This is a genomic window from Treponema medium (genome assembly GCF_017161265.1).
Classification (GTDB): domain Bacteria; phylum Spirochaetota; class Spirochaetia; order Treponematales; family Treponemataceae; genus Treponema; species Treponema medium.
The window spans coordinates 2,340,056-2,363,256 of sequence record NZ_CP031393.1 but is presented as its reverse complement, the minus strand read 5'-3'; the positions used below and the strand labels follow the sequence as shown (position 1 = coordinate 2,363,256).

At 41.0% G+C, this 23,201-nt stretch carries 23 protein-coding genes and 1 tRNA gene; 11 read left to right on the top strand and 13 right to left on the bottom strand.

What is annotated here, in order from left to right; genetic code table 11:
• Nucleotides 1-2: 2 nt before the first annotated feature.
• On the bottom strand, nucleotides 3-491 hold the full coding sequence (locus DWB79_RS10320) for a hypothetical protein (RefSeq protein ID WP_016523985.1): 489 nt from the start codon (nucleotides 489-491) through the stop codon (nucleotides 3-5).
• Nucleotides 492-698: 207 nt separating this feature from the next.
• Between DWB79_RS10320 and DWB79_RS10315 the strand changes: the two genes are divergently transcribed.
• The 3 genes from DWB79_RS10315 to pth all read left to right on the top strand — a co-directional run bounded on the left by DWB79_RS10315 (nucleotide 699) and on the right by pth (nucleotide 3,072).
• Nucleotides 699-1,646, top strand: coding sequence for a hypothetical protein (locus DWB79_RS10315; protein WP_016523984.1), 948 nt, complete (start codon nucleotides 699-701; stop codon nucleotides 1,644-1,646).
• Between the two features lie 295 nt (nucleotides 1,647-1,941).
• A complete protein-coding gene (gene dtd / locus DWB79_RS10310; RefSeq protein WP_016523983.1) occupies nucleotides 1,942-2,394 on the top strand; it encodes a D-aminoacyl-tRNA deacylase in 453 nt (150 codons plus the stop codon).
• A 60-nt stretch (nucleotides 2,395-2,454) separates the two neighbouring features.
• Nucleotides 2,455-3,072, top strand: a complete 618-nt coding sequence (gene pth / locus DWB79_RS10305) for an aminoacyl-tRNA hydrolase (RefSeq protein ID WP_016523982.1) — start codon at nucleotides 2,455-2,457, stop codon at nucleotides 3,070-3,072.
• Between the two features lie 233 nt (nucleotides 3,073-3,305).
• On the opposite strand, the gene recA is transcribed toward pth, so the two are convergent.
• The 3 genes from recA to DWB79_RS10290 form a co-directional block, all read right to left on the bottom strand.
• On the bottom strand, nucleotides 3,306-4,667 hold the full coding sequence (gene recA / locus DWB79_RS10300) for a recombinase RecA (protein WP_016523981.1): 1,362 nt from the start codon (nucleotides 4,665-4,667) through the stop codon (nucleotides 3,306-3,308).
• A gap of 370 nt (nucleotides 4,668-5,037) precedes the next feature.
• A complete protein-coding gene (locus tag DWB79_RS10295) occupies nucleotides 5,038-5,703 on the bottom strand; it encodes an ABC transporter ATP-binding protein (RefSeq protein ID WP_016523980.1) in 666 nt (221 codons plus the stop codon).
• A gap of 37 nt (nucleotides 5,704-5,740) precedes the next feature.
• On the bottom strand, nucleotides 5,741-6,127 hold the full coding sequence (locus DWB79_RS10290) for a DUF4418 family protein (protein WP_016523979.1): 387 nt from the start codon (nucleotides 6,125-6,127) through the stop codon (nucleotides 5,741-5,743).
• 276 nt (nucleotides 6,128-6,403) lie between these two features.
• Here DWB79_RS10290 and DWB79_RS10285 point away from each other — a divergent pair.
• The 5 genes from DWB79_RS10285 to DWB79_RS10265 all read left to right on the top strand — a co-directional run bounded on the left by DWB79_RS10285 (nucleotide 6,404) and on the right by DWB79_RS10265 (nucleotide 10,183).
• A tRNA-Pro gene (locus DWB79_RS10285) sits at nucleotides 6,404-6,477 on the top strand.
• Between the two features lie 208 nt (nucleotides 6,478-6,685).
• Entirely contained in the window at nucleotides 6,686-8,158 is a 1,473-nt protein-coding gene (locus DWB79_RS10280; RefSeq protein ID WP_016523978.1) for a divergent polysaccharide deacetylase family protein, read from the top strand.
• A gap of 44 nt (nucleotides 8,159-8,202) precedes the next feature.
• Nucleotides 8,203-9,216 (top strand): tRNA (adenosine(37)-N6)-threonylcarbamoyltransferase complex transferase subunit TsaD, encoded by a 1,014-nt coding sequence (gene tsaD, locus DWB79_RS10275; RefSeq protein ID WP_016523977.1) that lies wholly within the window; start codon nucleotides 8,203-8,205, stop codon nucleotides 9,214-9,216.
• Between the two features lie 303 nt (nucleotides 9,217-9,519).
• Nucleotides 9,520-9,798, top strand: coding sequence for a FitA-like ribbon-helix-helix domain-containing protein (locus tag DWB79_RS10270; RefSeq protein WP_016523976.1), 279 nt, complete (start codon nucleotides 9,520-9,522; stop codon nucleotides 9,796-9,798).
• Entirely contained in the window at nucleotides 9,782-10,183 is a 402-nt protein-coding gene (locus DWB79_RS10265; RefSeq protein ID WP_016523975.1) for a type II toxin-antitoxin system VapC family toxin, read from the top strand. Before DWB79_RS10270 ends, DWB79_RS10265 begins: the two co-directional genes overlap by 17 nt.
• A gap of 38 nt (nucleotides 10,184-10,221) precedes the next feature.
• On the opposite strand, the gene DWB79_RS10260 is transcribed toward DWB79_RS10265, so the two are convergent.
• The 9 genes from DWB79_RS10260 to DWB79_RS10220 form a co-directional block, all read right to left on the bottom strand.
• On the bottom strand, nucleotides 10,222-11,202 hold the full coding sequence (locus DWB79_RS10260; protein WP_016523974.1) for a helix-turn-helix transcriptional regulator: 981 nt from the start codon (nucleotides 11,200-11,202) through the stop codon (nucleotides 10,222-10,224).
• A gap of 87 nt (nucleotides 11,203-11,289) precedes the next feature.
• On the bottom strand, nucleotides 11,290-11,976 hold the full coding sequence (locus DWB79_RS10255) for a hypothetical protein (RefSeq protein ID WP_016523973.1): 687 nt from the start codon (nucleotides 11,974-11,976) through the stop codon (nucleotides 11,290-11,292).
• 162 nt (nucleotides 11,977-12,138) lie between these two features.
• Complete coding sequence (locus tag DWB79_RS10250; RefSeq protein WP_016523972.1) at nucleotides 12,139-13,065, bottom strand: WG repeat-containing protein; 927 nt, start codon at nucleotides 13,063-13,065, stop codon at nucleotides 12,139-12,141.
• A 645-nt stretch (nucleotides 13,066-13,710) separates the two neighbouring features.
• Nucleotides 13,711-14,499 (bottom strand): leucine-rich repeat domain-containing protein, encoded by a 789-nt coding sequence (locus DWB79_RS10245; RefSeq protein WP_016523970.1) that lies wholly within the window; start codon nucleotides 14,497-14,499, stop codon nucleotides 13,711-13,713.
• Nucleotides 14,500-14,511: 12 nt separating this feature from the next.
• Nucleotides 14,512-15,474: a leucine-rich repeat domain-containing protein gene (locus DWB79_RS10240; protein WP_016523969.1), complete on the bottom strand. Its 963-nt coding sequence runs from the start codon at nucleotides 15,472-15,474 to the stop codon at nucleotides 14,512-14,514.
• Between the two features lie 37 nt (nucleotides 15,475-15,511).
• Nucleotides 15,512-17,800: an AAA family ATPase gene (locus DWB79_RS10235; RefSeq protein WP_016523968.1), complete on the bottom strand. Its 2,289-nt coding sequence runs from the start codon at nucleotides 17,798-17,800 to the stop codon at nucleotides 15,512-15,514.
• A 94-nt stretch (nucleotides 17,801-17,894) separates the two neighbouring features.
• Nucleotides 17,895-18,257: a hypothetical protein gene (locus DWB79_RS10230; RefSeq protein ID WP_016523967.1), complete on the bottom strand. Its 363-nt coding sequence runs from the start codon at nucleotides 18,255-18,257 to the stop codon at nucleotides 17,895-17,897.
• A gap of 58 nt (nucleotides 18,258-18,315) precedes the next feature.
• Nucleotides 18,316-18,495, bottom strand: a complete 180-nt coding sequence (locus DWB79_RS10225) for a hypothetical protein (protein ID WP_016523966.1) — start codon at nucleotides 18,493-18,495, stop codon at nucleotides 18,316-18,318.
• Nucleotides 18,496-18,798: 303 nt separating this feature from the next.
• Nucleotides 18,799-19,761 carry an AraC family transcriptional regulator gene (locus tag DWB79_RS10220; protein ID WP_156831517.1) on the bottom strand — a complete coding sequence of 321 codons (963 nt, stop codon included), beginning with the start codon at nucleotides 19,759-19,761 and terminating at the stop codon, nucleotides 18,799-18,801.
• Between the two features lie 363 nt (nucleotides 19,762-20,124).
• Between DWB79_RS10220 and DWB79_RS10215 the strand changes: the two genes are divergently transcribed.
• From DWB79_RS10215 to DWB79_RS10205, 3 genes are read left to right on the top strand one after another with little or no spacing between them, the layout of a single operon-like run.
• A complete protein-coding gene (locus DWB79_RS10215) occupies nucleotides 20,125-20,727 on the top strand; it encodes an MptD family putative ECF transporter S component (protein ID WP_016523964.1) in 603 nt (200 codons plus the stop codon).
• Nucleotides 20,727-21,467, top strand: coding sequence for an energy-coupling factor transporter transmembrane component T (locus tag DWB79_RS10210; protein WP_016523963.1), 741 nt, complete (start codon nucleotides 20,727-20,729; stop codon nucleotides 21,465-21,467). Before DWB79_RS10215 ends, DWB79_RS10210 begins: the two co-directional genes overlap by 1 nt.
• A gap of 12 nt (nucleotides 21,468-21,479) precedes the next feature.
• Complete coding sequence (locus DWB79_RS10205) at nucleotides 21,480-22,940, top strand: ABC transporter ATP-binding protein (protein WP_016523962.1); 1,461 nt, start codon at nucleotides 21,480-21,482, stop codon at nucleotides 22,938-22,940.
• Nucleotides 22,941-23,201 lie beyond the last annotated feature (261 nt).

Below are 23,201 nucleotides of genomic sequence, written 5' to 3'. Positions count from 1 at the left end.
GACTATTGAGCTTCTTTCTCATTCAATGAGATTTCGTCTACGGAATAGAATTGCATGGAGAGCTTTTTCCCCATACCGTCTACCGCCAAGGTAAGGTCACAGTATTCGGGGCTGAGTGTTCCCGTCAATAGAGCCTGAGGTTTTGACATCGCAACCTTATAGATTCCGGTAAGACCGTCAATAATGTATGCGCCGGTCTCATTTTGTATTATCTCTTCTCGACGAATAATAAATTGAAAAAATGAAGAGAACGGCATTTTTCCTAGTTTAAACTTATCCGACCGTATTTCAATATCTCCCGATGGAAGGGTAGTTACGATCAGTATTACTTGGTTTTCGACAGTTTCTTTGTCTATAGTACTGTAAATCGTTTTTTCTGCACCATCGGAAAGAGCTTTCACATTGACTATTTGGCGATATAACACAGTGCTTTCAGCGCCGAATACAAGAGTAGCGGCACTCAGATAAAAAAAAGTTAATAAAATTTTCATGTGTTGTATCATAATAATGACATAAAAAATGTCAAGGTATGGTTACAAGGGCAGCTCTAAAAGCTAACCGAGTTTTTAAAGGCTAGGGCATCTCTAAAAACTCGGTTAGATTTGCTTCGCATCCTTCGGAATAGAGGTACCCGTATATTTAATTTTGTTATTATACTATACTTAAACCTCGAATATTCGCAAGCGGAAGGACGTAATATGAAGAAATATATAGCTATATGCACCATCATGATATGTTGTTTGAGCCTTTATGCTCAAGCTCAATCAAAGTTAATTTTTTATATTCCAACTGAGACTGAGTTACAGTATTTTATGAACTTATATGCGAAGTTAAAGCATATAGAAGATAATACTGCTGTTGATGAGCTGGAAGAGTTATATCAGGTATTCGAAAGTAAAAAATATTATGAAACATATCAAAGCTTGTTATTCGAATCATATTTATTAGCTACCCGTAATCAATCGGTAAAGAATATAATGCTTAATTTTTTTCAACGAGAAAAGATACATACCGATTTTGCTGAAACATTAAAGCGGCTGTATACCAGTAAAATAGAAACTGATACAACTAATGAACGAAAGAATTATGTGCGTTATAATTATAACAATACATTATTTGATGAAAATATTAATTTTTTTAATATGAACGAAGTATTGACGTTTAATGATACGCTCGGTTTAATGCTTTTTGATAATGATTGGCTTCAAGTCAATATCGATATACAGCAAAACAATACACAAGACTTTTCTTTAATATATGGTGGAGGCTCTCATTCGCTCAAGATTTCTTTAAAAAAGCTCGAGAACATTGACTTTGAAACATTTCAGAAAAAGGAGATCAACGGAGCCTCTTCTTATAAAAACCAATCTTTAAAATACCAAATTTTTGAATTACCTCAAGAAGGAATTCTATTACGTTCCGGTGCTGATCATATTGCCATGGCAGTCGGAAACGGTGTTGATACGGCTTTTAAAAATGTAGAAAATTATTCATCGATTATATTTCTGTATTCCAATAAGCATAAAGCGGGCTATGTGATTCACCATTTTATGAATATTTCATCAAATAACAATAATTATAGTATACGCGACAGGCTTTTTAACCACATAGTATTTCAGAGTTTATTAACTTTTATCAATAGCTGATATATGCAAACCATATTGCAGAGTGATAATATGGCGTTGAACGGTGAAAATATAAAAAACTTACATTAGGGCATCTCTAAAAACTCGGTTAGATTTGCTTCGCATCCTTCGGAATAGAGATGCCCGACGAGTTTTCAATTAAGTCTTTATTCAATAATAACTTAATTGAAAACATCGCAACTAAATCTAAGGAAAACCTCTAAAAAACTGAGGTTTTTAGAGGTTCCCATTAGTGATATGGGGCTGTCTCAAAGTTGGTTACTTTTTAGACAGCTCCGTGTGAGGAGTGTGTGCTATGAGAGCAGTAATACAGCGGGTACGGTCGGGAAGTGTGGCGATTGAAGGTTTTGAGACACAGACCATCGGCAAGGGCTTTGTGATTTTGCTCGGTATCTGTCCTGAAGATACTGAGGACGATATAGATTGGTTGGTTAAGAAAATCGTACAGATGCGGATTTTCGAAGACGATGAGGGGAAGATGAACCGAGCTCTTGCGGATGTGCAGGGAGACATTTTGCTGGTCAGTCAGTTTACCTTGTTTGCCAGTACCAAGAAAGGAAACCGCCCGTCCTTCAATGCGGCGGCGGGGCCTTCGATTGCAATCCCGCTCTATGAACGCTGTATCCGCAAACTGAGCGAAGCGCTTGGTAAGCCGATAAAAACCGGACAATTCGGAGCGGATATGCAGGTAGAAATTCACAACGACGGACCGGTTACGATCATAATCGACACGAAGGTAAAAGAATAAGGCAGCTCTAAAGCCTCAGGTGTTTTTTTAGAGGTGTCCTGTAATGAAAGGTCAAAAAAGATGATTTCGTTAATAGCATTTTTGGGAAATGTCGGGCGGGAGTATGAACGCACCCGGCATAACGCAGCGTGGATTGCTGCGGATCGTTTATCTATTTGCAGGGGAATTTCGTGGCAGCATAAGTTCAGCGGACTGTACGGGCGTTTTCCGGCAGCAGTGAGCGGGGGGCAGGCTGTCCATGCTTTAAAGCCGGAAACATATATGAATCTATCGGGCGAATCAGTAGGGGAGGCTGCCCAGTTTTTCAAAATTCCTCCGGCAGAAATACTTGTTGTACACGATGAGCTTGAACTGCCACCTGCCGCCTTGAGCCTCAAGTGGTCGGGAGGGCTCGGCGGACACAACGGGCTTCGCTCAATAAAGGCTGTGTTGGGTACGTCGGACTTTTGGCGGCTCAGAATCGGTATCGGGCGTCCCGGCGGGAAAAAAAGCAGCAGCGCCGATCATCCCGATATCGCAGGCTATGTGTTGTCTCCTTTTTCTCAAGAAGAATTCACCCTGCTGGATGCGGCGCTGCCTCAGCTGGAACCGCTTTTTACCGCGCTCATCACCGAACGGAAGGAGCCGCAAACGCTGCTTTCCGCATGGACGAAGGTGCTGCCCTGCACATCAGTGTAAGCTCCAAACTCTAACACAGGTCTTCCTTTTGCGTGAAATTTTCCTAAAATTTCACGCATCTTTTCCCTGCAGGAGAGAAATCACATCAGACAGATAAATAAAAATCGCAAAATAAATAGGCTATGAGACCATTTGAGGCGCAAAGTGGCGAAATTCTGGTTGAATAGCTTATTTATTTTGCGGGGAAATATAGCAAAACAGTCTGATGCGATTACCCTGTGATATCAGGCCGTTTAAAAGAGCTCGTTGTCGCCGTCAAAAGCGCTGCCCGGCTTTGATTTATGGGCAGCGGATACTGCTGCAGAATCGGCATTCAAACTTTCAGTTTTGCCGGTAGCGAGAGCTGCTTTTTCGAGCATAGATTTTTTCCCTGTCGGAGCGGCTTGAGCATCGGCTGTTTTATCAGCCTTTGCCTCTTCCGGTTTTACGGCAGATGTCACCTTTGACGCCCCTGTCTGTGCCGCCGCCGATGCTTCACTGGAACCGGACGGTGTTTTGCCCGCAGCGCCGGAATCGGCGGCTTGATCGGTTTTTACAAAACTCGACACGTATTTTTGGTTGGGGAACAGCTGAGCACGCAAGGTCTTTTCAAGATCGATTGCGATATCGGGATTATTCTCCAAGAATTTTACGGCGTTGTCATGCCCCTGCCCAATCTTATCTTCTTTATACGAATACCACGCGCCTTTTTTGTCTATCAATTCGTATTTTACCGCGCAGTCCAGCAAGCTGCCGTATGGTGAGATTCCCTTGCCGAACAGGATTTCCAGCTCAACCTTCCGGAACGGTGGCGCGACCTTATTCTTGACAACTTTGATGCGCACCTTGTTTCCCCATGCTTCATCTTCATCCTTGCCGAGTACCTCGCCTTTACGGACTTCGATGCGTACCGAAGAATAGAATTTGAGCGCATTACCTCCAGTGGTGGTTTCTGGATTGCCGTACGCAATACCGATTTTCATGCGGATTTGGTTGATAAAGATGAGAATACATTTTGACCGCGAGATAATCGCCGTCAATTTCCGCAGCGCCTGACTCATCAAACGTGCCTGCAAACCCATGTGTGAATCGCCCATTTCGCCATCGATTTCCGCTTGCGGCGTAAGGGCTGCTACCGAGTCCACGACGATGACATCCACCGCACCCGATCGGACGAGGTTTTCGGTGATTTCTAAAGCCTGTTCTCCTGCATCGGGCTGGGCGACCCACAGTTCGTCGATATTGACACCGAGTTTTTGCGCATACTGCGGGTCAAGGGCATGTTCGGCATCCACAAACGCCGCAATACCGCCCCGTTTTTGCGCTTCGGCAACAACATGGAGGGCAAGCGTAGTTTTTCCCGACGACTCTGGGCCGAATATTTCGATAATTCTACCGCGCGGATAGCCGCCGATACCGAGCGCTTCGTCGAGCAGGATGCTGCCGGAAGGAATTACTTCAATACCGCTTGCTGCCGTTTTTGAGCCGAGCTTCATCAATGAACCCTGTCCAAACTCCTTTTCGATTTGTAGGCGTGCTGCTTCCAACGCTTTCAGCTTTTCATCGGCATCAGTAATATTGGTTACCTGATTTATTTCTGATTTTGTTTTTGCCATTTATGGCCTCCATAATTATAGTGCGCTCGGCTGGTGCCGTCAGAACATTACTAATGACGTTCTGCAAAAGTCTCTTTACTTCCGACACGTTTTGCCCCGCTGCAGTGCTTCTTATCTTTGTTATATATCGTCATTGCGATTTTGGCTTAAAAAAACTGCTGAAAATCACTTTTTTTAGAAATTTTTACAAAGAATCGAGTTTTTTCCTGACCGATATGTTTTTAATCGGAAGGACATCTGACAATACTGCTGTAATCATTTATAAAAACACTTGTTATCAGCTTTGCTGATAAGGCGTCTATGTATATAGACTATCATTTAGTCTTAATTTATAGCATAAGACACACAAGAAAGCAATATTATGGAAAATCTATGCTTTTGAAAGGGTACCGGCGTCCATCCGGTAAGTTGTACAATTCGGATCTAAGATATTGGAATCATGCGTTACGATAAGCACGGCAGTTCCAAGTTTGTTTATATCTTTTATAGCCTGCATAACACCGGCGGCCGTTTCTGCGTCGAGGTTTGCAGTCGGTTCATCAGCGATGAGTAGCTTGGGATCATTCATCAACGCACGCGCAATAAGCATCCGTTTTGCTTCTCCGCCTGAAAGATTTTTCGGCATTTCATCTTTTAAATGAGCTATTCCCATCACTTCCAATAAGCTCAGCGCTCTCCCTTCGGTATCGCCGTCCCGGTTAAATAAAAAAAACGGTACGCGGACATTATCAAGTACTGAGAGATTCGGTAAAGCGCCGAGCGATTGGGGGACAAATCCTATCGACTCGTTACGGTAATAGCTTTTTTCAGTATCGTTCATCATTGTGATGTCATTATTTTCAAATAAAACAGTCCCCGAAGTCGGTTCTAAAATGCCTGAAATGAGGTTCAGCAACGTCGTTTTTCCCGAACCGGAGCGTCCGACAATAAATACAAAATCGGAGGTGTTGATGCTAAAATCGGCATCTCTGACGGCAAAAAAATCGGAACCATTTCTGGTAAACGTTCGGGAAAGCTGTTTTGTTTGCAATAACATACTGTAATAATCCTATAGTATAGTGAAATAGTAGAATTTATCTTTTTCTGTTAACGAACAGGTAGGCAGCATTTATTACTATCAATATAATCGCTAATAATAAAATGACAGGCTTGGTATGTACATTACAATGCATTGCGGCATGTTTGCAAGTACCGATGACAACTGTTTGCAATAATATCAAGCAAGTACCGAGCCCGATATTGGAAAATGCGATACCGATTCGTGAACGTTTGCTCAGTAAAAATATGATGCCTAATGCAGTAATCAATCCTCCGAGCATTCTGACTGCTTCGCCCATCCAATGACACTTCATAAAGCTGCCGTCTGCTTTAGGAAAACAGACATGCGCAAATCCAAAGGGAGCTAATAGAACGAGCAAACCGATGATAACGATTAACGCTCCTACAATATATTTTTTCATAGTATAACCTCACAAGCACATTTGTAAATCTGTTCGGAAACTTCCGTTTCTGAACAGATTACTTTGAAATGCGATTTCGAACTCGTCGACATATTCGAAAACGAAGTTATCGAATATGCCTAGTATATACGGAATACTGCAAAAGTCAATCTGTGGTTACATTATTCTCCGAACATTCTATCGATTGTTTCGGAACAGAATGCGACGTGATGCAATGCGACGTATTGACATAACGGGACTTTATCGATAATATCTATTTCTGTTATTGAAACAAAACGGGCAATAGCGCAGTTGGTTAGCGTACAAGTCTGGGGGACTTGGGGTCGCCGGTTCAAATCCGGCTTGCCCGATTATTTTCTCTATTTTATTTCTATCCTTATCATATCTTTCCATTAAAACGGCTCTATCTTAGAGTATAGAGATTTATTAACGTATACGATAAATGATTTCTTTATAGAACAAGCTGATAGGCTTGCAGTTTTTAGAGGTTCCCCGATAGCGGCTGCCCTGTACAAATACCGCTTGACATTAAGCCGTACTGTTTTTATGCTTTTGCCTATGCCCGAAAAAGAAGATAAAGTAAAAACAAGCAAAAAAACGACACCTAAAAAAACCGCGGCGAAGGGGCAGTCAAAAACCAAGAGCCGCAGCAGTACAACAGTAAAGAAAAAATCACGTAGTTCTACTGCCCGAAAAAAGCGTTCGATAGGAAATATTATTGCCGCGTTGGTGATATTGTGCGTTCTGCTTTTGGGTTTTAATCTTGTTTTAGTGTTAAAATTAGTGCCTAATCTTAAAAATTCATTAAAACAGGATACCGGCACGGCGCAAACTCAAGTACAACAGGATAAACCCTCAACCGAACAAAAACGGAATGAATCGCTTACGGCAGCACAAGAACCTTCACCGCCGGTTACCGTGCCGCAGGTTGCCGCACAAACACAGCCGCATACCGATTCCGCGGTGCAGCAAAAACGGCAAAACACACCGGCAGCGCAGCAAAAAACGGCGTCATCACAGGAGAAAGCGCCGGCTGCAAAAAAAACAATACCGGCTGCACAACCGGCACCGCATTCGCCTGCTGCTGCATCTGCGCCGGCATCCCATACCGCTTCTGCCGCACAGAAAGATACTGCGAAGAAAGAAAAACCGGTAGTCCATCCGGCTCCGCAAAAGAATACCGTACCGGAGAAATCCGTTGCACCTGATAAAAAAAATACTGCATCGAAAAAAAACAGCGTACCGGAAAAACCTGCCGTACCCGATAAGAAAAAAACCGTGCAAACAATGCAACCGGTGCAGCCTGCTGCAAAACCGGAAAAGCCGCGCAAGCGTGCTCCTTATGCAGGGAACCTCACCTTTGTATTTGACGATGCGGGGCACAATCTCGACCAGCTTGAATACTTTTTGCGGCTGCCATTCCCCTGTACTATTGCAGTTTTACCCGGATTGCGCTACTCTAGCGAGTCGGCGCGGCGGATACGCAAGGCCGGAAAACAGGTTATTCTGCACCAGCCGATGCAATCGGTCGATCTGCATATTAATCCGGGGCCGGGGGCTGTTACGCCGGGACTTTCTGCGGAGCAAATCAAAAAAATCGTCAGAAAAAATCTCGAAGAAATTTGGCCGGTAGCCGGGATGAATAATCACGAAGGCTCGCTGATGACGGCGGATGAGGCAGCGATGAGCGCGGTCTTGGATGTCGTAGCGGAAAAGCATATATTCTTTTTGGATTCGCGGACAACCGCTCGGTCAGTCGTTGCGAAGGTTGCAAAGGAGAAAAACATGGCTGTCTGGGAACGGGCAATTTTTATTGATAACGATAAGAGCCGCGCTGCAATGGAAACGCAAATTAAAAAAGGGTTGAGCATTGCGAGACAGAAAGGCTCTGCCATCATGATCGGCCATGTCTTTACGGTTGAACTTGCAGAGCTTTTAACCGAAATGTATCCTGCGCTTATCGAAGACGGATTTTCGCTTTCGGCAATTGCTCAAGTTGCACAAAAAGGCACGGTTAACTTCGGCAACTAAAAGAGGATGTCCAAAGTTAATCATGGAACAATAGGAATAACAGAATGAAGATACTTGGAATAGAAAGCTCCTGCGATGAAACGGCAGCTGCCGTCGTGGAGGACGGACATAAAATCATCAGTTCGGTAGTGGCAACTCAGATACCATTTCACGAAGCATATAAGGGTGTCGTGCCTGAGATTGCGAGCCGTAAGCACACCGAATGGATATTACCGGTTGTTAAAACCGCTTTGCAGGAAGCGGGTGAAACTTTGCAATCGATAGACGGTATCGCCGTAACCAATAGGCCGGGGCTGATGGGGTCGCTGTTGGTAGGGCTTACCTTTGCGAAAACCCTCGCATGGGCATGTAATAAACCTTTTATTGCTGTAAACCACATGCTCGGGCATCTGTACGCAGCGCATCTTGAGCAGGACATTCCCTATCCCTACCTTGGTCTTTTAGTGTCGGGCGGACATTCGCTTATCTGTAAAGTATACGATTTTGATTCAATCGAAGTGCTTGGTAGTACCATCGACGATGCGCCGGGCGAAGCATTCGATAAGGTTGCGAAATTCTACGATTTCGGTTATCCGGGCGGCGTAATTATCGACCGGCTGGCAAAAAATGGCGATCCCAAGGCTGCAAACTTCCCGATGCCGATACTGCACGAATCCGGCCGCCGGTATGACGTGTCCTATTCAGGCTTAAAAACCGCGGTCATCAATCAAATCGATCAATTCTGGAATCCCGGATATGAAAAAACGCCCGAAAATATCGCGGCGGCCTTTCAATCAAGAGCCGTTAAAATATTACTGCGATCCCTGCTGCGGGCGGTAGAAGACACGGGACTGCACACGATTGTCGCAGGCGGCGGCGTCGCTGCCAATTCGCTGCTCCGTGAAAAACTCGCTGAACAAAAAGGTTTAACGTGCATCTTTCCGCCGCTCAAGCTCTGCACGGATAATGCCGCCATGATTGCCGGAGTAGGTTACCGCTATTTAGCGCGCGGGGATAGAAGCTCCCTCGATTGTCCTGCAAGCGCCCGTGTCGAAGGATTTAAACGCCGGAAAATATAATCAGCAATGAATTTTGATTCGTGCGGAGGGTTTAATACCCGCCGTTTCTCTACCGCCACGGATGGCGGTAGTTCTACGCAGTAGCAATGTTGTGGCAGAGCCACAACTTGCAGTCAAAACTATACATCCGTGTATAGTTTTGACGAACGTTCTGCGTCGTAACAAAAGGTATTAAAGCCGACTGCAACCACCTTATAGAACACATAGTGCGAAACGTTGAGCACTGTGCCCCGACGCTTGCGTCGGGGTTGGTGATTGATTATTCATGCAGTCTATCGTATAGTATGTCTGTGGAGGTATGTTATGGCTATGTTACAAGTCCGTGATATAGATGACCGCTTATACGACAGATTAAAATTTGCCGCAAAATGCGATAACCGCTCGATTAGTCAACAAGTGATTTCTATTTTGCAAGATTATTTTACTTCTATTCCTATAAAAACAAAAAATGCCACAGAAGAATTTTTGAAGCTTGCCGGTTCATGGGAAGATGCCAGAAATACAGAAGAAATTATTGATGATATGAGGGCAGCCCGTGTCAATTCAACAAGATTTGAGGTTTTAGATGGCATATTTGATTGATACTGACATTATAATATTTGCACTTCGCGGCGACAAAACAGTATTAGCAAAATTTGAAGAAAACAAGACAATTCCTATTTCTATTTCAATGGTTACTTATGCAGAACTCGTTTTTGGTGCAAAACGATCTCAGAATGAACAGACGAATATGATAAAAGTAAATCATATTCGAGAAATTTATCCTATCGAAGAATTAAATGTTGGCGTTATGGAAGTATTCGCTGATATAAAAGCAAAAATGTATGCAAAGGCAATAAGAATAGAAGATATGGATTTATTTATTGCAGCGACAGCAATGTACAATGATTTAACTTTAGTAACAAATAATACGAAACACTTTGAGAATATTCCAGGACTGAAATTAGAAAATTGGAAAAGAAGCTGACAACTATACGGCTCGAAATTTTTTGTATTCCTGCATATTCATTGCATCCGCCTTACCATAGCCTGTATTTCCGCTTGCCAGTCTTGCACAAAATCCTCCGGTTCAAGCGGCTGTGCGTTTGAGCCGTGAGACAATACCCATTTCAATATCCGGTACCCTTGCGCTGCGGAAAAGACCATTTCAGTTTTCCCTTCTTCATCATATTCGGTAATTTTTTGATCGTCCGCCCATACGGAATCTTTTATTGCGAGGCGAGACTCGCCGTAGAATGCAATACGGTAGGTAACCGTTTCCGGTTCCATAAATGAGCCGAATCTTCCGCCGCCGCAGCGGGAGATAAAGTCGTAATTTTCAGGAAGTGTGAAAAGCTCATCAGTAATGCAAAGATGTTCAATACGCGGAATATAAAAAAGCCGTTCCGCTTGGCGTTCCTCTGCATAGCCGAATAGAAAATATCGCCCGTCATCAAAAAGGAGCTGATACGGACGGACACGCCGGTGTACCTTCCCGCTATCCAACACGCCGCAGTAATCGAATTCGATCGTGCGGTTTTGAATCATCGCTTGGTAGAGTGCAGTAAATACCGCTTCATCGATAATAGCATAGGGCATCGGCGGAACGGCGATACGGTCAATAAAGGCTCTCGTTCCTTGCCTTTGCGGAAACGTAATAACATCAATTGCGTCAACGAGTTCTTTGTAGATCGGCGTTCCCTGATATTGCTGCAGCAGCGTTTTTGCAGCAACAAGCGCTGTTACATCTTTTTGCGAAATATTTTGAATCGGCATTTCATATTTTTCGCTGTAATAAAATCCTTTCTTTTGCGCATTATATGCAATGGGTGCATTAAACCGATCCCGTAAAAACGTTATATCGCGATTTATTGTCGGAATACTGTACTCCAGTTCTTTTGCAAGTTCGGATGCATTAGGAAAGCATTCAGCTTTTATCCGATTATGAATATACGTGAGCCGTTCTAACATTTGATGGGTGATCGCACGGTTTGGGGTCTTTTTCATAGTGTTATTATAGTAGGAAATGGGAGATTTTGGAATCTGCAAAAAACGTAAAATGTTTTTGCAGATTCCGGCGCTTTATGGTTATTCCTATAACTTCAATTCACTCAAATATCGGGAGACATCAAAGTATTTTTTTAAGAATTTATGCCATTCGAGAGGATAATACCCGCTCCTTGTGCCGCTTGTGTGCCTTAAAAAAATCATGTCGATAGATTCACCGTCTAACTCGATTTTAAAATATCGGGGATAAGCCTGATTTATTTTATCATCTCCCCATTTTTCTTGTTTAACAACAAGTCCATCATACTCCAAGCGTGCCAAAAAATTACTCGATTCTACACCCAATGAAATCACCATTTTAGGTTTAAGGACTTTCATCGTTTCAAAAATGATTTTCCAACCGTTTTTAAAATCATCCGCAGTCGGGCGTTCTTCGCTTGCGTTAAGAAGCCGCTGAATAATGACTTGGTAGACAAAACTGTCTGAAATTGCCGTCATCTCTTTTTTGTTCAGCTCTTCATCATAATCTCTATTCAACAGCGTTTTTTCAAAATTGCGGATAACGTTTGTTCCTTCCTCGCCGTTTTGATGCATACCGATAAAGCTGCGGGTAAAATCGATGCCGTATTCATCAGGACTGTCGCCTGCGCAAAGATAGTGGCTTTCTCCCAATACCATCAGCTTTGTCTGACTTGCGGAATAGTTCTTTCCTATCCACGGCAGCCAGTGAAGATTGTTAATCCGTAAAAGCTGTTCATCGATTTTTTTGTTCATTTTTTTTCTCCTCATATTTTCGTACGACATTTGAATATTCTTGTCTCTTATCTTCTGACCCTAGGATTACTTCACCGTTCTCATCAAAGATAATATCAAATTCGGAAGAATATAAATATTTATCCGACCATAACTGTAGATTTTCTATCGGGATAGTTTTAATCAATTTTCCATCAAAAGAAAAAATATTACCGCCATAAAAAAATTCTTTCCTAATTTTACAATACCTAAATTGTTAGTAAAATAATCACCTCTTTGAGTTATTATCTCCGTATTGTCTTGAAGATTTCTAATTGTCAGTTCTTCATCGTCGTAAATAAGATAACCATCTCTAAGATAAAAATAAGATTCTGGAAAATCAGCTCCGGTTATTTTAAATTCATATACCACATCGCCCTTTTTGTTTATGATAAAAAATGAATTAAATGATTTTCTAATCCATGAATATCCACCGATAAACGGACTAGGCAACTTTGAGTGATGATGACATTTGAATTTTGGCTTTATTGCAATCTTTCCCTGATTATCCATGAATCCCCATTCTTCTTTTGCATTCTGAACAGCAATAAGCCCCTCACTGAAACCATACGTTTCAGGTACGTTACGTACATCTACATAAACTTCAAACAGTTCTTTAAATTCTTTATTTACTGCTATGGTTTTATCATCTGCATACACAATTGCAATATCTTCTGAAAATGGGTAAGCTCTATAATATCTTGGTGAAACAACTTTTCCTTTTTTATTTACAAAATATTTTTCCGCATACCATGTTGTTATTAAACCAACTTCTGAAGAGAAAGGTGTCAATATTGTTATCGGACCTCTCATGCCTGTAGTATCTATATCTATTTTTTTCCCGTCCGGCGTTATATAAAACTTATTTTCCTTAAAATCTTCTGCTATTGCCACGCCATTAATAAATGGCATGACTGTTTTATATTGAGCTTTTATGATAATTTTTCCGTTACGATCAATATAGCCATACGTATCTTTTTTCCATTCATCTTGATACGGAAATAAATCTTGGCTGTAGAGTGTTAAGACTACAGTGATACAAAAATAAAAAATACCTATAATTTTTTTCATACAGAACTCCTATTGTTTTCAAAATATATGAACAGTTGGCGAATCTTTTATTACCAACTGTTCATTTTCCCTTTATAACGCGGGATGGTGTTTCTTATACGGGCTCTTGCTACAGCTGCCACTTGTCAAACTTGATAATGAAGAATATTTCGCTCCACAAAACTTACAGGTATACTGACTTTTTTCAGCCCCTTCATACAACTCGTGGTATTTTCCTTCCGGATTACGAGAACAATGACCGGAAGTTAAACTTGAAACGCTTGAATAGTTTGTACCACACCATTTACAATAAAATTTCTGTGCCATAATAATCTCCTTTTGGCATTTATTTTTCGAATTGAATACGCGCAACTTATTTGTTGTTCCTGTACAAACAGCATTTGCTGAATTTACATGAGCCGTCATTTTGTTAACATCGTTCCAATTCAATCAAATCTCTTCCATAATACCCCCCCCCCCCCCCTCAAAAGTCAAGTCTAAAAATATTTTTTCTTGAGCTTTATTTTAGTAATTGTCCCAACGACTATACTAATAGCATAGTTAGTCTATCAGACGGTGATAGAGGTAAAAAATCTTTTTAACAACTGATATTGTTCGATATTGCCGCATGGCGGGATTTCAGTTATAGCTTGCTTTGCCTTGATTTTATTCGTGCGGAGGGGTGAATACCTCACCGCTCAATCGATTTATGATAATGTGTTCATCTTGTATAGAACTGTCAGAATACTTTAGTAGTTTTTTTACTGCATTGCTTGCTACGATAAACTGTGCGTTGCTTTGAATATTACAAAAGGCATTATTTCCGATTTCAGTAACGCTATCGGGAATTCTAATAGCTGCTAAGCGGCTGCATGCACCAAAAGCTTCCTCACCGATTTGCGTAACGCTGTCCGGTATGGTGATGCTTGTTAAACCGGTGCAGCAAACGAAGCTTCTGTATTCAATTGAGGTAAGACCTTTTTCGATATTCAACTCCGTTAGACCGCTACAACAGACAAATGCCCACTCGCCAATCTTACGAACGCTGCTCGGAATTTTGATAGTTTTTAAACTGCTGCAACTCTTAAACGCGAGGTTTCCGATTTCGGTAATGCCCTGCGGTATGGTGATAGTGCTTAAATGAGTGCAATTAAAGAAAATACCGATACCGATTTTTGAAATACCGCTTCCAATAATAATCTCTTTTAAATCGGTACAATCGCGGAAAAGCCAGTCACCGATTTTAGTAACATTATCAGGTATAACAATACGTGTGAGACCGCTGCAGCTTTCAAAAGCGTGATGAGCAATTTCCGTAATTGTATCCGGTAATATAAGACTTCCAGTAAGGTAGGCGCTATTTGTTACGCCGATAACTATCCCGTCTGTTATTTCCAGCAACTGTACATTTGATTCTTCTTCAGCAGTAAGCCGTAATGCAGATATCTGTTCCATATTTTCATTATCCTATAAATTCGGATTAACGGTAATTTGTCCGTTCTGTATATCGCTGCCGCAAGTTTGTAACAGCGCTTTTATCAATTCATTTTTTACGGTAACCCGTGCATCAGGTTTGATATGCGAAAAAGCGTCGTATCCGATTTCCGTTAAAAGCTCGGATTTTATGATTATAGTGTCTAACTTTTCACAGCCGTCAAATGCACCTTCTCCAATTTCGGTAACCCTATCCGGTATGATAACAGTCGTTACATCGGTGCAACCGGCTAGACAATAACCGCCTATTGCGGTAACGTGCTCCGGTACCATGAAAGTCTTTACGGGGGTTGCTTGTACAAGGGTTTTCATATCTTTTGTATAGAGCATATTATCTTTACTACAATAGACCGGGTTTGCTTTATCGACGGAAATATCCGTTAACTTTGTGCAATAACCGAAAGGTCCCATGCCTATATCAGTAACACTGCTTGGTATAATAATATGTGTGACATTGCTGCAATAGCAAAAAGCGCCCATAGCGATTTTAATAACGCTATCCGGTATGGTAATGCTTGTTAAACCTCTACAGCGGGAAAAAGCCCCGTAGCTGATTTCGGTTACACCATAAGGTATGACCACACATCCTGTTGCAACAGCCCGTAAAAGTATTTTCATATCTTTTGTGTACAGTATATTTTCTTGACTGCAATAGGCCGGATTATCAGAATGAACGGTAATACCAGTGAGGTTCATGCAGCGGAAAAAAGCGCCGTATCCGATTTGAGTAACGCTGTCCGGTATGGTAATGCTTGTTAAATCGGTGCAGCCGCTTAATGCTTTTTTTCCAATTTCCGTAATTGTATCCGGTAATATAAGACTTCCAGTAAGGTAGGCGCTATTTGTTACGCCGATAAGTATCCCGTCTGTTATTTCCAGCAACTGTACATTTGATTCTTCTTCAGCGGTAAGGTGTAATGCAGATATCTGTTTCATATTGTCCTCCGTTTATGTTTCCTAAATTACCTATCAGTTATGCATTGATACTAAATCCGATCATTTTTTGTATGCCGTTTTTTTCTTGCTGCATCTGTGCTAATTCAGTAATAATATATTCAGAAGTTATTTTTTCTTGCGGCATAAACCGTGCTTTTCCATAGAGTGCGTTAAAATCCCCCGGAGTAACGGATTGCCATTGGTTGAGCTTTTCTATTTGATCAGCGTTAAATGACACATTAGGGAAATATTTCATCAACAACGTTTTTATTCCGTTTGCAGCAAGGGCTTGAAACTCAACCATAATATGAAAGCGGCGCTGCAATGCAGGATCCATGATGCTGCGCATATTGGTAGTGCAAATCAATAAACCGTTAAAGGCTTCTATCTGCATTAAAAATTCATTGACCATTGTCCGCTCCCAAGTATTTTCTGCATTGAAACGGTTGGTAAAAAATGAATCAGCCTCATCAAATAGCAGTATCGCATTCTGTCTTTCTGCTTCTTCAAAAGCCTCTTTAATATTCTGTTCACTTTCGCCGACATATTTTCCTAATATATCAGAGGCTTTTTTTAGAATAAGCTCTTTAGCCAAAGAGTTTGCAATATATCGTGCAAATTCTGTTTTTCCGGTACCGCTTAATCCGTAAAACAGCATACGGATTCCGGCGGGAACTTCTGTTTGTGCAGAATCAACATACGCTGTTGCATTTTTTATCATCGTGAGAATATCATCCGGTTCGATAGAGGTGTTGAGCGCTCCAATATCGTATGTCATCTGTATTTTTCTGCCGGCATGGGAACTACCGTATACAAGCCCGGAATTTGCTTCAAGCGTATTTTTTACATCAATAACGATTTTCTCTTCAGTTTGACTGCTGCAATTAACACTATTCACCGCTTTTATCATATTATCGATTGAGGCTCCTGTTATACGGTAGTTGTCGCAGAGATCGACAAGTGTATGTAAGATTTTGCCGCTTATGTTGCTGTTTTGTAATTTCGACTGTGCGATTTTTTTCAAAAGCGATTTCGGCATTTCATTAAACTTAATTGAATACGTAAAACGGCGCAAAGTAGACATATCAAGAAGATCAGTATAATTAACAATCCACACGACTTTATTGACATTATTATCAAGCATCTTATTTACAATTCCTTTTTGAGTAATGCTTGTGAACATCCTAAAATGCGGCTCAATTGTTTTTAAGATATTTTCAGCTTCGTCAATAACAAACAGTGTATCTTTTTTAGGAACAGAAAGAAGACAATGTAAGCGCTGCAATGCTCTATCGGTATCCAGCTCATTTTTAAATATAAACAGTCGCAGTCCGCTTTCTTTTGCAAGTGTTTTTGCAAATTCCGTTTTACCGGCTCCGGGACTTCCGTAGAGTAAAATATTTGATGGAAAGTTACTTTTTAGAAATTGTACTGCTAAATTTGAGTGCTCTTTTTTTATAGAGTAGCTATTGAGATTAAAGGCAGCGTTTGTTTTTTCTTCTTTTAATGTTCCGGAAAAAAACGCATCAAAATTTTTATTGTAAATACAATAAATACTTTCATCTTCGATATACCCGTTATCTTGCATTAACCCGAATGAAATAAGCTTTTTATCATTCTCAAATAAGCTTCTTATTGCTTGTAAAGGCGTATTAATACATTTTGCGTATAGCGTTATTTTATTTTCTGTGTCTTGGAATAATACATCCCCATAAAAATTATAGAGTTCATAGATTGTCCATGTTCTATATGCTGCCGTAAGCAATACCGCTTCTTGGTGTGAAAGATGTAATGTATCAAACAGAAATTCAACAGGAGTTATATCATTAAGTATCTTGGTTATCCGTACTGAAACATTTATTTTCTGAGGAATGATATATGTATCATTGTTATTTATCTTGGCGGAAAAGAAAATAAGCGCGATAATTTTAGCAAGGTTTTCTCTCTGCATAAAAACACAACGGCAAAGATTTATCGTAAAAATGGAATCGGTCGTAAAATTGTCGATGGCAGCAGCGATTTTCGTATCTTCTTTAAAATTTACATCCAATTTACTCCCGTATTCAAACGGATGATTGTAATTCTTTCCCGGCGTAAATACCGTTAGCTGTTTTTCCTTTATCCCTTTTTGAATAAATGCTTGCACAATTGTTTCAGCTTGTGTTTCTTTTTTTAGACGCACAATGAGTGCCTGTAATAATATCAGTAATGATTTATACTTATCCAGATGTTTACTATTCGAACATAGATTATAAAGATACCCGGCTACAGCCATACATTCCTGCTTACTTTCATCATCGATAAATCTTATTATATCCGTCTGCATAGTTCCCCTCGCTTCCCATTCAGTAATTGTCCCAACTGACTATACTAATAGCATAGTTAGTCTATCAGGCGATGATAGAGGTGAAAAAATCTTTTTAACAACTGATATTATTCGAATAGTGTTCGTCTTCTTCATAAACGATGTGATTGACTGGAAGCTCAAATTTTTTCTCAATAATTTTTGCATGTTTTATTAAAAACCAATTGCCATGATATACATAATATTTACCAAGTACTATATTATATGAGACCCTGCCTCTTGGTAATTTCCAATACTCATCTCTGTACCTTTTCGGTAAATAGTGCAAATACCCATTTTGTTTTAATTTCTCCCATACATTACTATGGTCTTCTTGAGATAGTAGCCAATCACCATATTTTTGTGCAAATGTAATGTCTGTTTTATCGACATAAAATAAATCAGATAAATCGGGAAGAAGCCAAAATATACCAACCATACTTAATACCAATAATAGGGCATCTTAGTTGCCTGCTGATTCTCTCCTCTGTTCTAAATTATTTTTTTTCGATAGCGTCTTTCAAGAAGTCTGCGAATGTTTTTTTATCATGTTGTTTTTGAAACCAATTCGTATTTTTTTCCGCTCTTTCGAACCGTTTGACCCCAAAAACCGGCTCTATATAATGAGGGCTACAATTATTAAGCCACTGTTTGCCGCACCAAATAACTTTTTCCATCGGTGTTTCTCCTTAAAAAATTAAAATCGAACATACACTAGATTTTCAGTAATTGTCCCAATTAACTAATAGCATAGTTAGTCTATCAGGCGGTGATAGGGAAGTAAAAATTTTTAAGCCGGTGTCGTATCTGGATTTTAATGCGAAAAATTATGAAACAAGAGAAACTTTAAAAGGTCTTTTACACAGTTAGCTTTACAGCTGGGAATATCTGTACAGCAAAAAAAGTCTGAAAATACGCTAGCGGAACGATTCAAAGAACTGATCACACGGGCGCACCAAAAAATCGGTAAACAGACGGTATCATACGGAAGATATTTGAACCGATGCTCGGTATTCAGCCGGCGATTGATGATACAATTTTCGGAATGCACGAGAAAATTTTCCGGCATTCGCATAGCCGAGATGTGCAGCAATACCTCCGATTGACAATGCTGGTTTAGATAGTAACAAACATGCATATTGCATCCGTGCTTTTAAAATATACTCACGGGGCGAAAGACCATAAAGGAGCCGAAAAGTTCGGCGGAATTTTGTATGCCCCATAGCTGCTATACTGCATAATTCTTCCGAGCGTGGAGGGTTTAGAATAGAATGCTCAATAGCAAACCTGACTCGCTCCAAGGCCTTGCGTTCAATGGGAGAAAGACAAGCCTTAGTCCGGTTTAAAGAAACACTTACTTGTTTTCCGTGCCGCTGAACATTTCCTGCAGCAACAGACAGAAGTTCCCACACCTTGCTTTCATAGTAGAGGCTTGATGTTTCTCCTGAAAGAATCTTGTGTTTAATCTGAAGAAAAATGCTGCCGATTTCCGGTGTGTTATAATTACATTCGTGCCAAGAAAACAAGGCTGCATAATGCAAGCCGTCAGATGCATACCGGCTTTGAAGGAAAGGAAGAAAATAATCTTCAAGAAGAAGTACCGATACATACCGGATTGGAATACCGGCCCGATAGAGAACCCGTCCTTTGGAAGGGCGATTTAGATATAGATTTATTCCTTCTTGAATTACGGCAGTGCGCTTTCCATTTTGAATGAGCTTTACTTCCCCTGACTCCAAATAATACATTTTTATCATTTTATGTTCGAGTTGGTATTGGCGCTCCATATCGTGATATGGAGTCCAGTCACTAACGGAAAGAAAAATGCCTTCAGCCGGCTGCACCTGATACATGATACCGTGTCCTGCCTTTGCCGGAGGATAGTAGGTATGAATAGTTCCGCATTTTTTTTCATCCGTTTCATTAAAATGGTAGTCTCTCATATAAAAAGAGGCATCTCCCAAATTATGAAATGTCTGCTGTTGATTTCCCTCTGTCACAGATTAGATTCCTCACTTTCAATAATGTCCCCAAACATCTTTTTTTATGTCCTTAAACGCCGCGTATATGGTAATGCTAAAAAAGATAAATTGATATATAACCATTATTTAGCATATATACAAAAAGCTTGTAAGCTTGTTAGGTCTGTTTGACAGCGCCTCACCGGATAACTATAGTAGCTCATACTCGTTAGCCGTGCCTAACTATCAAAACATAGCATATTTTAGTCATGATGCAAATGGGTACGAATGGAAAAAAATAAAAACCATTATTTTTCCTAACTATGATATGAGGAGGATTTCTCTATGGCAAATGAAATGAGTAAAAAAGGTCTTACAACACGGGACTTGATTACTACCGGAATTTTAGCAGCGCTTTATGTGGTTTGTGCCTTTATCGGCGAGCTGATATTCGGATTTTTTCCCGTTTTGACATTTCTGTGTCCATTGTCGATTGCACTGCTCTGCGGACCGGTTTTTATGTTAATTATTGCTAAAGTTCCGAAGCATGGACCTATTTTCATTACCGGCATTTTAGTAGGCGGTGTTTTGTTCGTAACGGGAATGTATTGGCTGATGTGCTTAGCATATATCATTTTAGGAGTAGCAGCAGAATTAGTAGCAGGCTCTACGAATTTCAAAAGCAAGACCCGAAATTTATTTGCTTATATGATTTTTGTCATCAGTCCTATTTTTTCCTATGCAATGCTGTGGATCAATCGTGATGCGTATGTAGACTATCTCGTGAAAAATGGAACGGAGCAGGCGTATATGGATACGATGATTGCCAACGCGCATCTATGGGTACTGCCTGCTATGATTGCCGGCAATTTGATCTGTTCATGTATCAGCGGAAAATTTGGGCAGCACTTACTCAGAAAACATTTTGAAAAAGCCGGGTTGGTGTAATGACTGCACCGTTTTCGGCGGATATTTTTTGTAAAACACAGCACTTGGATCCCCGAACAAAGTTTTATATGCTGCTCGTCGGTACCGTAGACCTCTTTCTTGCGCCGACAGTATATTATGAGGTTGCACTGGTAGCACTCATTACGATAGTCGGATTGAGCTGCGGAGAAAAACGGTTTACTTTAAAAATGACCGGAATATACACATCCCTTATAATCTTATATCAAATAGGAATTTATGGGATGACCGGCTGGCTGCAAATCGCCATTGTAACATTTACCTTTTATATTCGGAAAATATTTCCTTGTGCGATGATGGGCGGCATATTAGTTGGAACCACGCAGGTGAATGAATTTATGGCAGCGATGCATCGTATTCACGTCCCTAAGTCTGTCATCATTCCTATGACGGTGATGATTCGATATATCCCGATGGTTCGGGAAGACTGGGGCTTTATTCACGACGCAATGAGAATGAGGGATGTCGCGCCTACCGTGAAAAGTTTGTTGACTCATCCTATTCGTACTGTTGAATGTATTTATGTTCCGATGATGATGTCCGCCCTCAAAGTGGCGGATGAACTTTCCGCAGCCTCTATTACTCGCGGGCTGGAAAACCCAAAGCAGAGAAGCTGTATGGCGGATATTCGTTTTACGTGGAAAGATGTTGTGTGTGCTTTTGCTTTTACCGTTTTTTTTGTGATTTCTATCCTATTTATGATAGGGCGGAATAACGCATAGGATGATTACAGCATGATAGAGATGGAAAAGCTATCTTTCAGTTACCACAACTCCGTGCAAAACGCGAATATATCTCACATTGACTTAACAATTAGCGATGGAGAATGTGTATTGCTGTGCGGCCGGAGCGGATGCGGAAAAACGACATTGATCAGATTAATCAATGGTCTTATTCCCTCTTTCTATTCCGGAGAATTATCCGGTTCAGTATTGATTAACGGAAAGTCTGTTCAGGCAACACCTCTGTATCAACTTGCAGAACACATAGGCTCTGTATTTCAAAATCCCCGTTCACAGTTTTTTAACGTAGACACAGACAGTGAAATGGTATTCGGCATGGAAAATCTCGCTTGGACGAGAGAAAAGATGACAGAGCGGTTGAGTAAAACAATTCGTGATTTGCAAATCGAAACACTGAGCGGAAGACGGGTTGCTGCGTTATCGGGCGGAGAGAAGCAAAAAGTTGCATTCGCTTCTATCTATGCTCTTTCGCCTGATATTTATTTATTGGATGAACCTTCTTCCAATTTGGATACGGCAGCCATCGAAAGCTTGCGAAAAATAGTGGTATTATTAAAAAAGCAAGGAAAGACTATTGTGATAGCTGAACATCGGATCCATTATCTTAAAGATATTGCGGACCGCATTCTCTATATGGAGCATGGAACGATCCGGCAATCCTTGACATCGGGGCAAGTATGTAACATTTCAGAAGCTGATCGGTGCAATATGGGATTGAGAACGATGGACTTATCTCACATTTGTATTCCCGATAGAGTACGGAAATACGAAAAACCCATATTAGAAATTCAGAATCTTTGTCTTGCACATCATGAGCATACAGTACTTGCCGGAGTTAATCTTTGCGCTGTACCGGGAGAAATCATCGGGATTATCGGACATAATGGTACGGGAAAGTCAACATTTTCCCGTGCCTTGTGCGGCTTACACAGAGAGACGGCTGGAACGGTTACGTGGAATGGCAAGATACTGAGTGCAAAAGAGCGTTTGCAGCATTGTTATATGGTGATGCAGGAAGTGGGCTATCAACTTTTTGCAGACACCGTGGAAAAGGAGTGCTGTTTCGGTATACAATCTCCGGATTATGAAGCTGCCGAACAGGCGATGGAACAGCTTGGTATTTGGGAGTACCGGGATGTACATCCCAGCACGCTTTCCGGCGGACAAAAGCAACGTGCAGCAGTCGCGGTAAGTATGGTATGCCGGAGAGACATTTTAATTTTTGATGAACCTACCAGCGGGTTGGATTATGACAGTATGGTCAATGTTTCCCGACTCTTTCAAACTCTCTCTGCTATGGGCAAAGTGCTTTTTGTCGTAACACATGATTATGAGTTTTTGATTTCCGCTTGTACCCGTATTTTACACTTGGGGGACGGCGGCATTGTGGGGGATTATGCCATGTCTCCACAGAACGAAGAAAAACTTAGCGCCTTTTTTTTCTCATCATAGAGCGTTTTTTCGTATCATATCCCAAAAATTGGAAGTACATTTCTATTGCAGATTCGCCAAGGATGCCATCGTTCAGCAATGTCCATCCGTGGACATTGCTGAGCTTCGAGTTTTTATTAAAAAAACTCGATACTGTTTAAAGCCCCCGACATCCTGTCAGAGCAGCGATGTTTTTCTTTTCTTTATATAATTTGACAAATGGAAAAAAGCAGGTATATAATATCCCCGATTGTGAATTGCCCTGCTTCATTTTGACTGAGG

Excerpts from the sequence above, each read along its gene's own strand:
- DWB79_RS10295 (WP_016523980.1), bottom strand. The coding sequence starts at position 5,703 with ATGTTATTGCAAACAAAACAGCTTTCCCGAACGTTTACCAGAAATGGT.
- DWB79_RS10215 (WP_016523964.1), top strand. The coding sequence starts at position 20,125 with ATGGCAAATGAAATGAGTAAAAAAGGTCTTACAACACGGGACTTGATT.
- DWB79_RS10290 (WP_016523979.1), bottom strand. The coding sequence starts at position 6,127 with ATGAAAAAATATATTGTAGGAGCGTTAATCGTTATCATCGGTTTGCTC.
- DWB79_RS10245 (WP_016523970.1), bottom strand. The coding sequence starts at position 14,499 with ATGGAACAGATATCTGCATTACGGCTTACTGCTGAAGAAGAATCAAAT.
- DWB79_RS10265 (WP_016523975.1), top strand. The coding sequence starts at position 9,782 with ATGGCATATTTGATTGATACTGACATTATAATATTTGCACTTCGCGGC.
- DWB79_RS10240 (WP_016523969.1), bottom strand. The coding sequence starts at position 15,474 with ATGAAACAGATATCTGCATTACACCTTACCGCTGAAGAAGAATCAAAT.
- DWB79_RS10270 (WP_016523976.1), top strand. The coding sequence starts at position 9,520 with ATGGCTATGTTACAAGTCCGTGATATAGATGACCGCTTATACGACAGA.
- pth (WP_016523982.1), top strand. The coding sequence starts at position 2,455 with ATGATTTCGTTAATAGCATTTTTGGGAAATGTCGGGCGGGAGTATGAA.
- recA (WP_016523981.1), bottom strand. The coding sequence starts at position 4,667 with ATGGCAAAAACAAAATCAGAAATAAATCAGGTAACCAATATTACTGAT.
- DWB79_RS10250 (WP_016523972.1), bottom strand. The coding sequence starts at position 13,065 with ATGAAAAAAATTATAGGTATTTTTTATTTTTGTATCACTGTAGTCTTA.
- tsaD (WP_016523977.1), top strand. The coding sequence starts at position 8,203 with ATGAAGATACTTGGAATAGAAAGCTCCTGCGATGAAACGGCAGCTGCC.
- DWB79_RS10320 (WP_016523985.1), bottom strand. The coding sequence starts at position 491 with ATGAAAATTTTATTAACTTTTTTTTATCTGAGTGCCGCTACTCTTGTA.
- DWB79_RS10230 (WP_016523967.1), bottom strand. The coding sequence starts at position 18,257 with ATGGTTGGTATATTTTGGCTTCTTCCCGATTTATCTGATTTATTTTAT.
- DWB79_RS10315 (WP_016523984.1), top strand. The coding sequence starts at position 699 with ATGAAGAAATATATAGCTATATGCACCATCATGATATGTTGTTTGAGC.
- DWB79_RS10260 (WP_016523974.1), bottom strand. The coding sequence starts at position 11,202 with ATGAAAAAGACCCCAAACCGTGCGATCACCCATCAAATGTTAGAACGG.
- DWB79_RS10210 (WP_016523963.1), top strand. The coding sequence starts at position 20,727 with ATGACTGCACCGTTTTCGGCGGATATTTTTTGTAAAACACAGCACTTG.
- DWB79_RS10225 (WP_016523966.1), bottom strand. The coding sequence starts at position 18,495 with ATGGAAAAAGTTATTTGGTGCGGCAAACAGTGGCTTAATAATTGTAGC.
- DWB79_RS10255 (WP_016523973.1), bottom strand. The coding sequence starts at position 11,976 with ATGAACAAAAAAATCGATGAACAGCTTTTACGGATTAACAATCTTCAC.
- DWB79_RS10220 (WP_156831517.1), bottom strand. The coding sequence starts at position 19,761 with ATGAGAGACTACCATTTTAATGAAACGGATGAAAAAAAATGCGGAACT.
- DWB79_RS10235 (WP_016523968.1), bottom strand. The coding sequence starts at position 17,800 with ATGCAGACGGATATAATAAGATTTATCGATGATGAAAGTAAGCAGGAA.
- dtd (WP_016523983.1), top strand. The coding sequence starts at position 1,942 with ATGAGAGCAGTAATACAGCGGGTACGGTCGGGAAGTGTGGCGATTGAA.
- DWB79_RS10205 (WP_016523962.1), top strand. The coding sequence starts at position 21,480 with ATGATAGAGATGGAAAAGCTATCTTTCAGTTACCACAACTCCGTGCAA.
- DWB79_RS10280 (WP_016523978.1), top strand. The coding sequence starts at position 6,686 with ATGCCCGAAAAAGAAGATAAAGTAAAAACAAGCAAAAAAACGACACCT.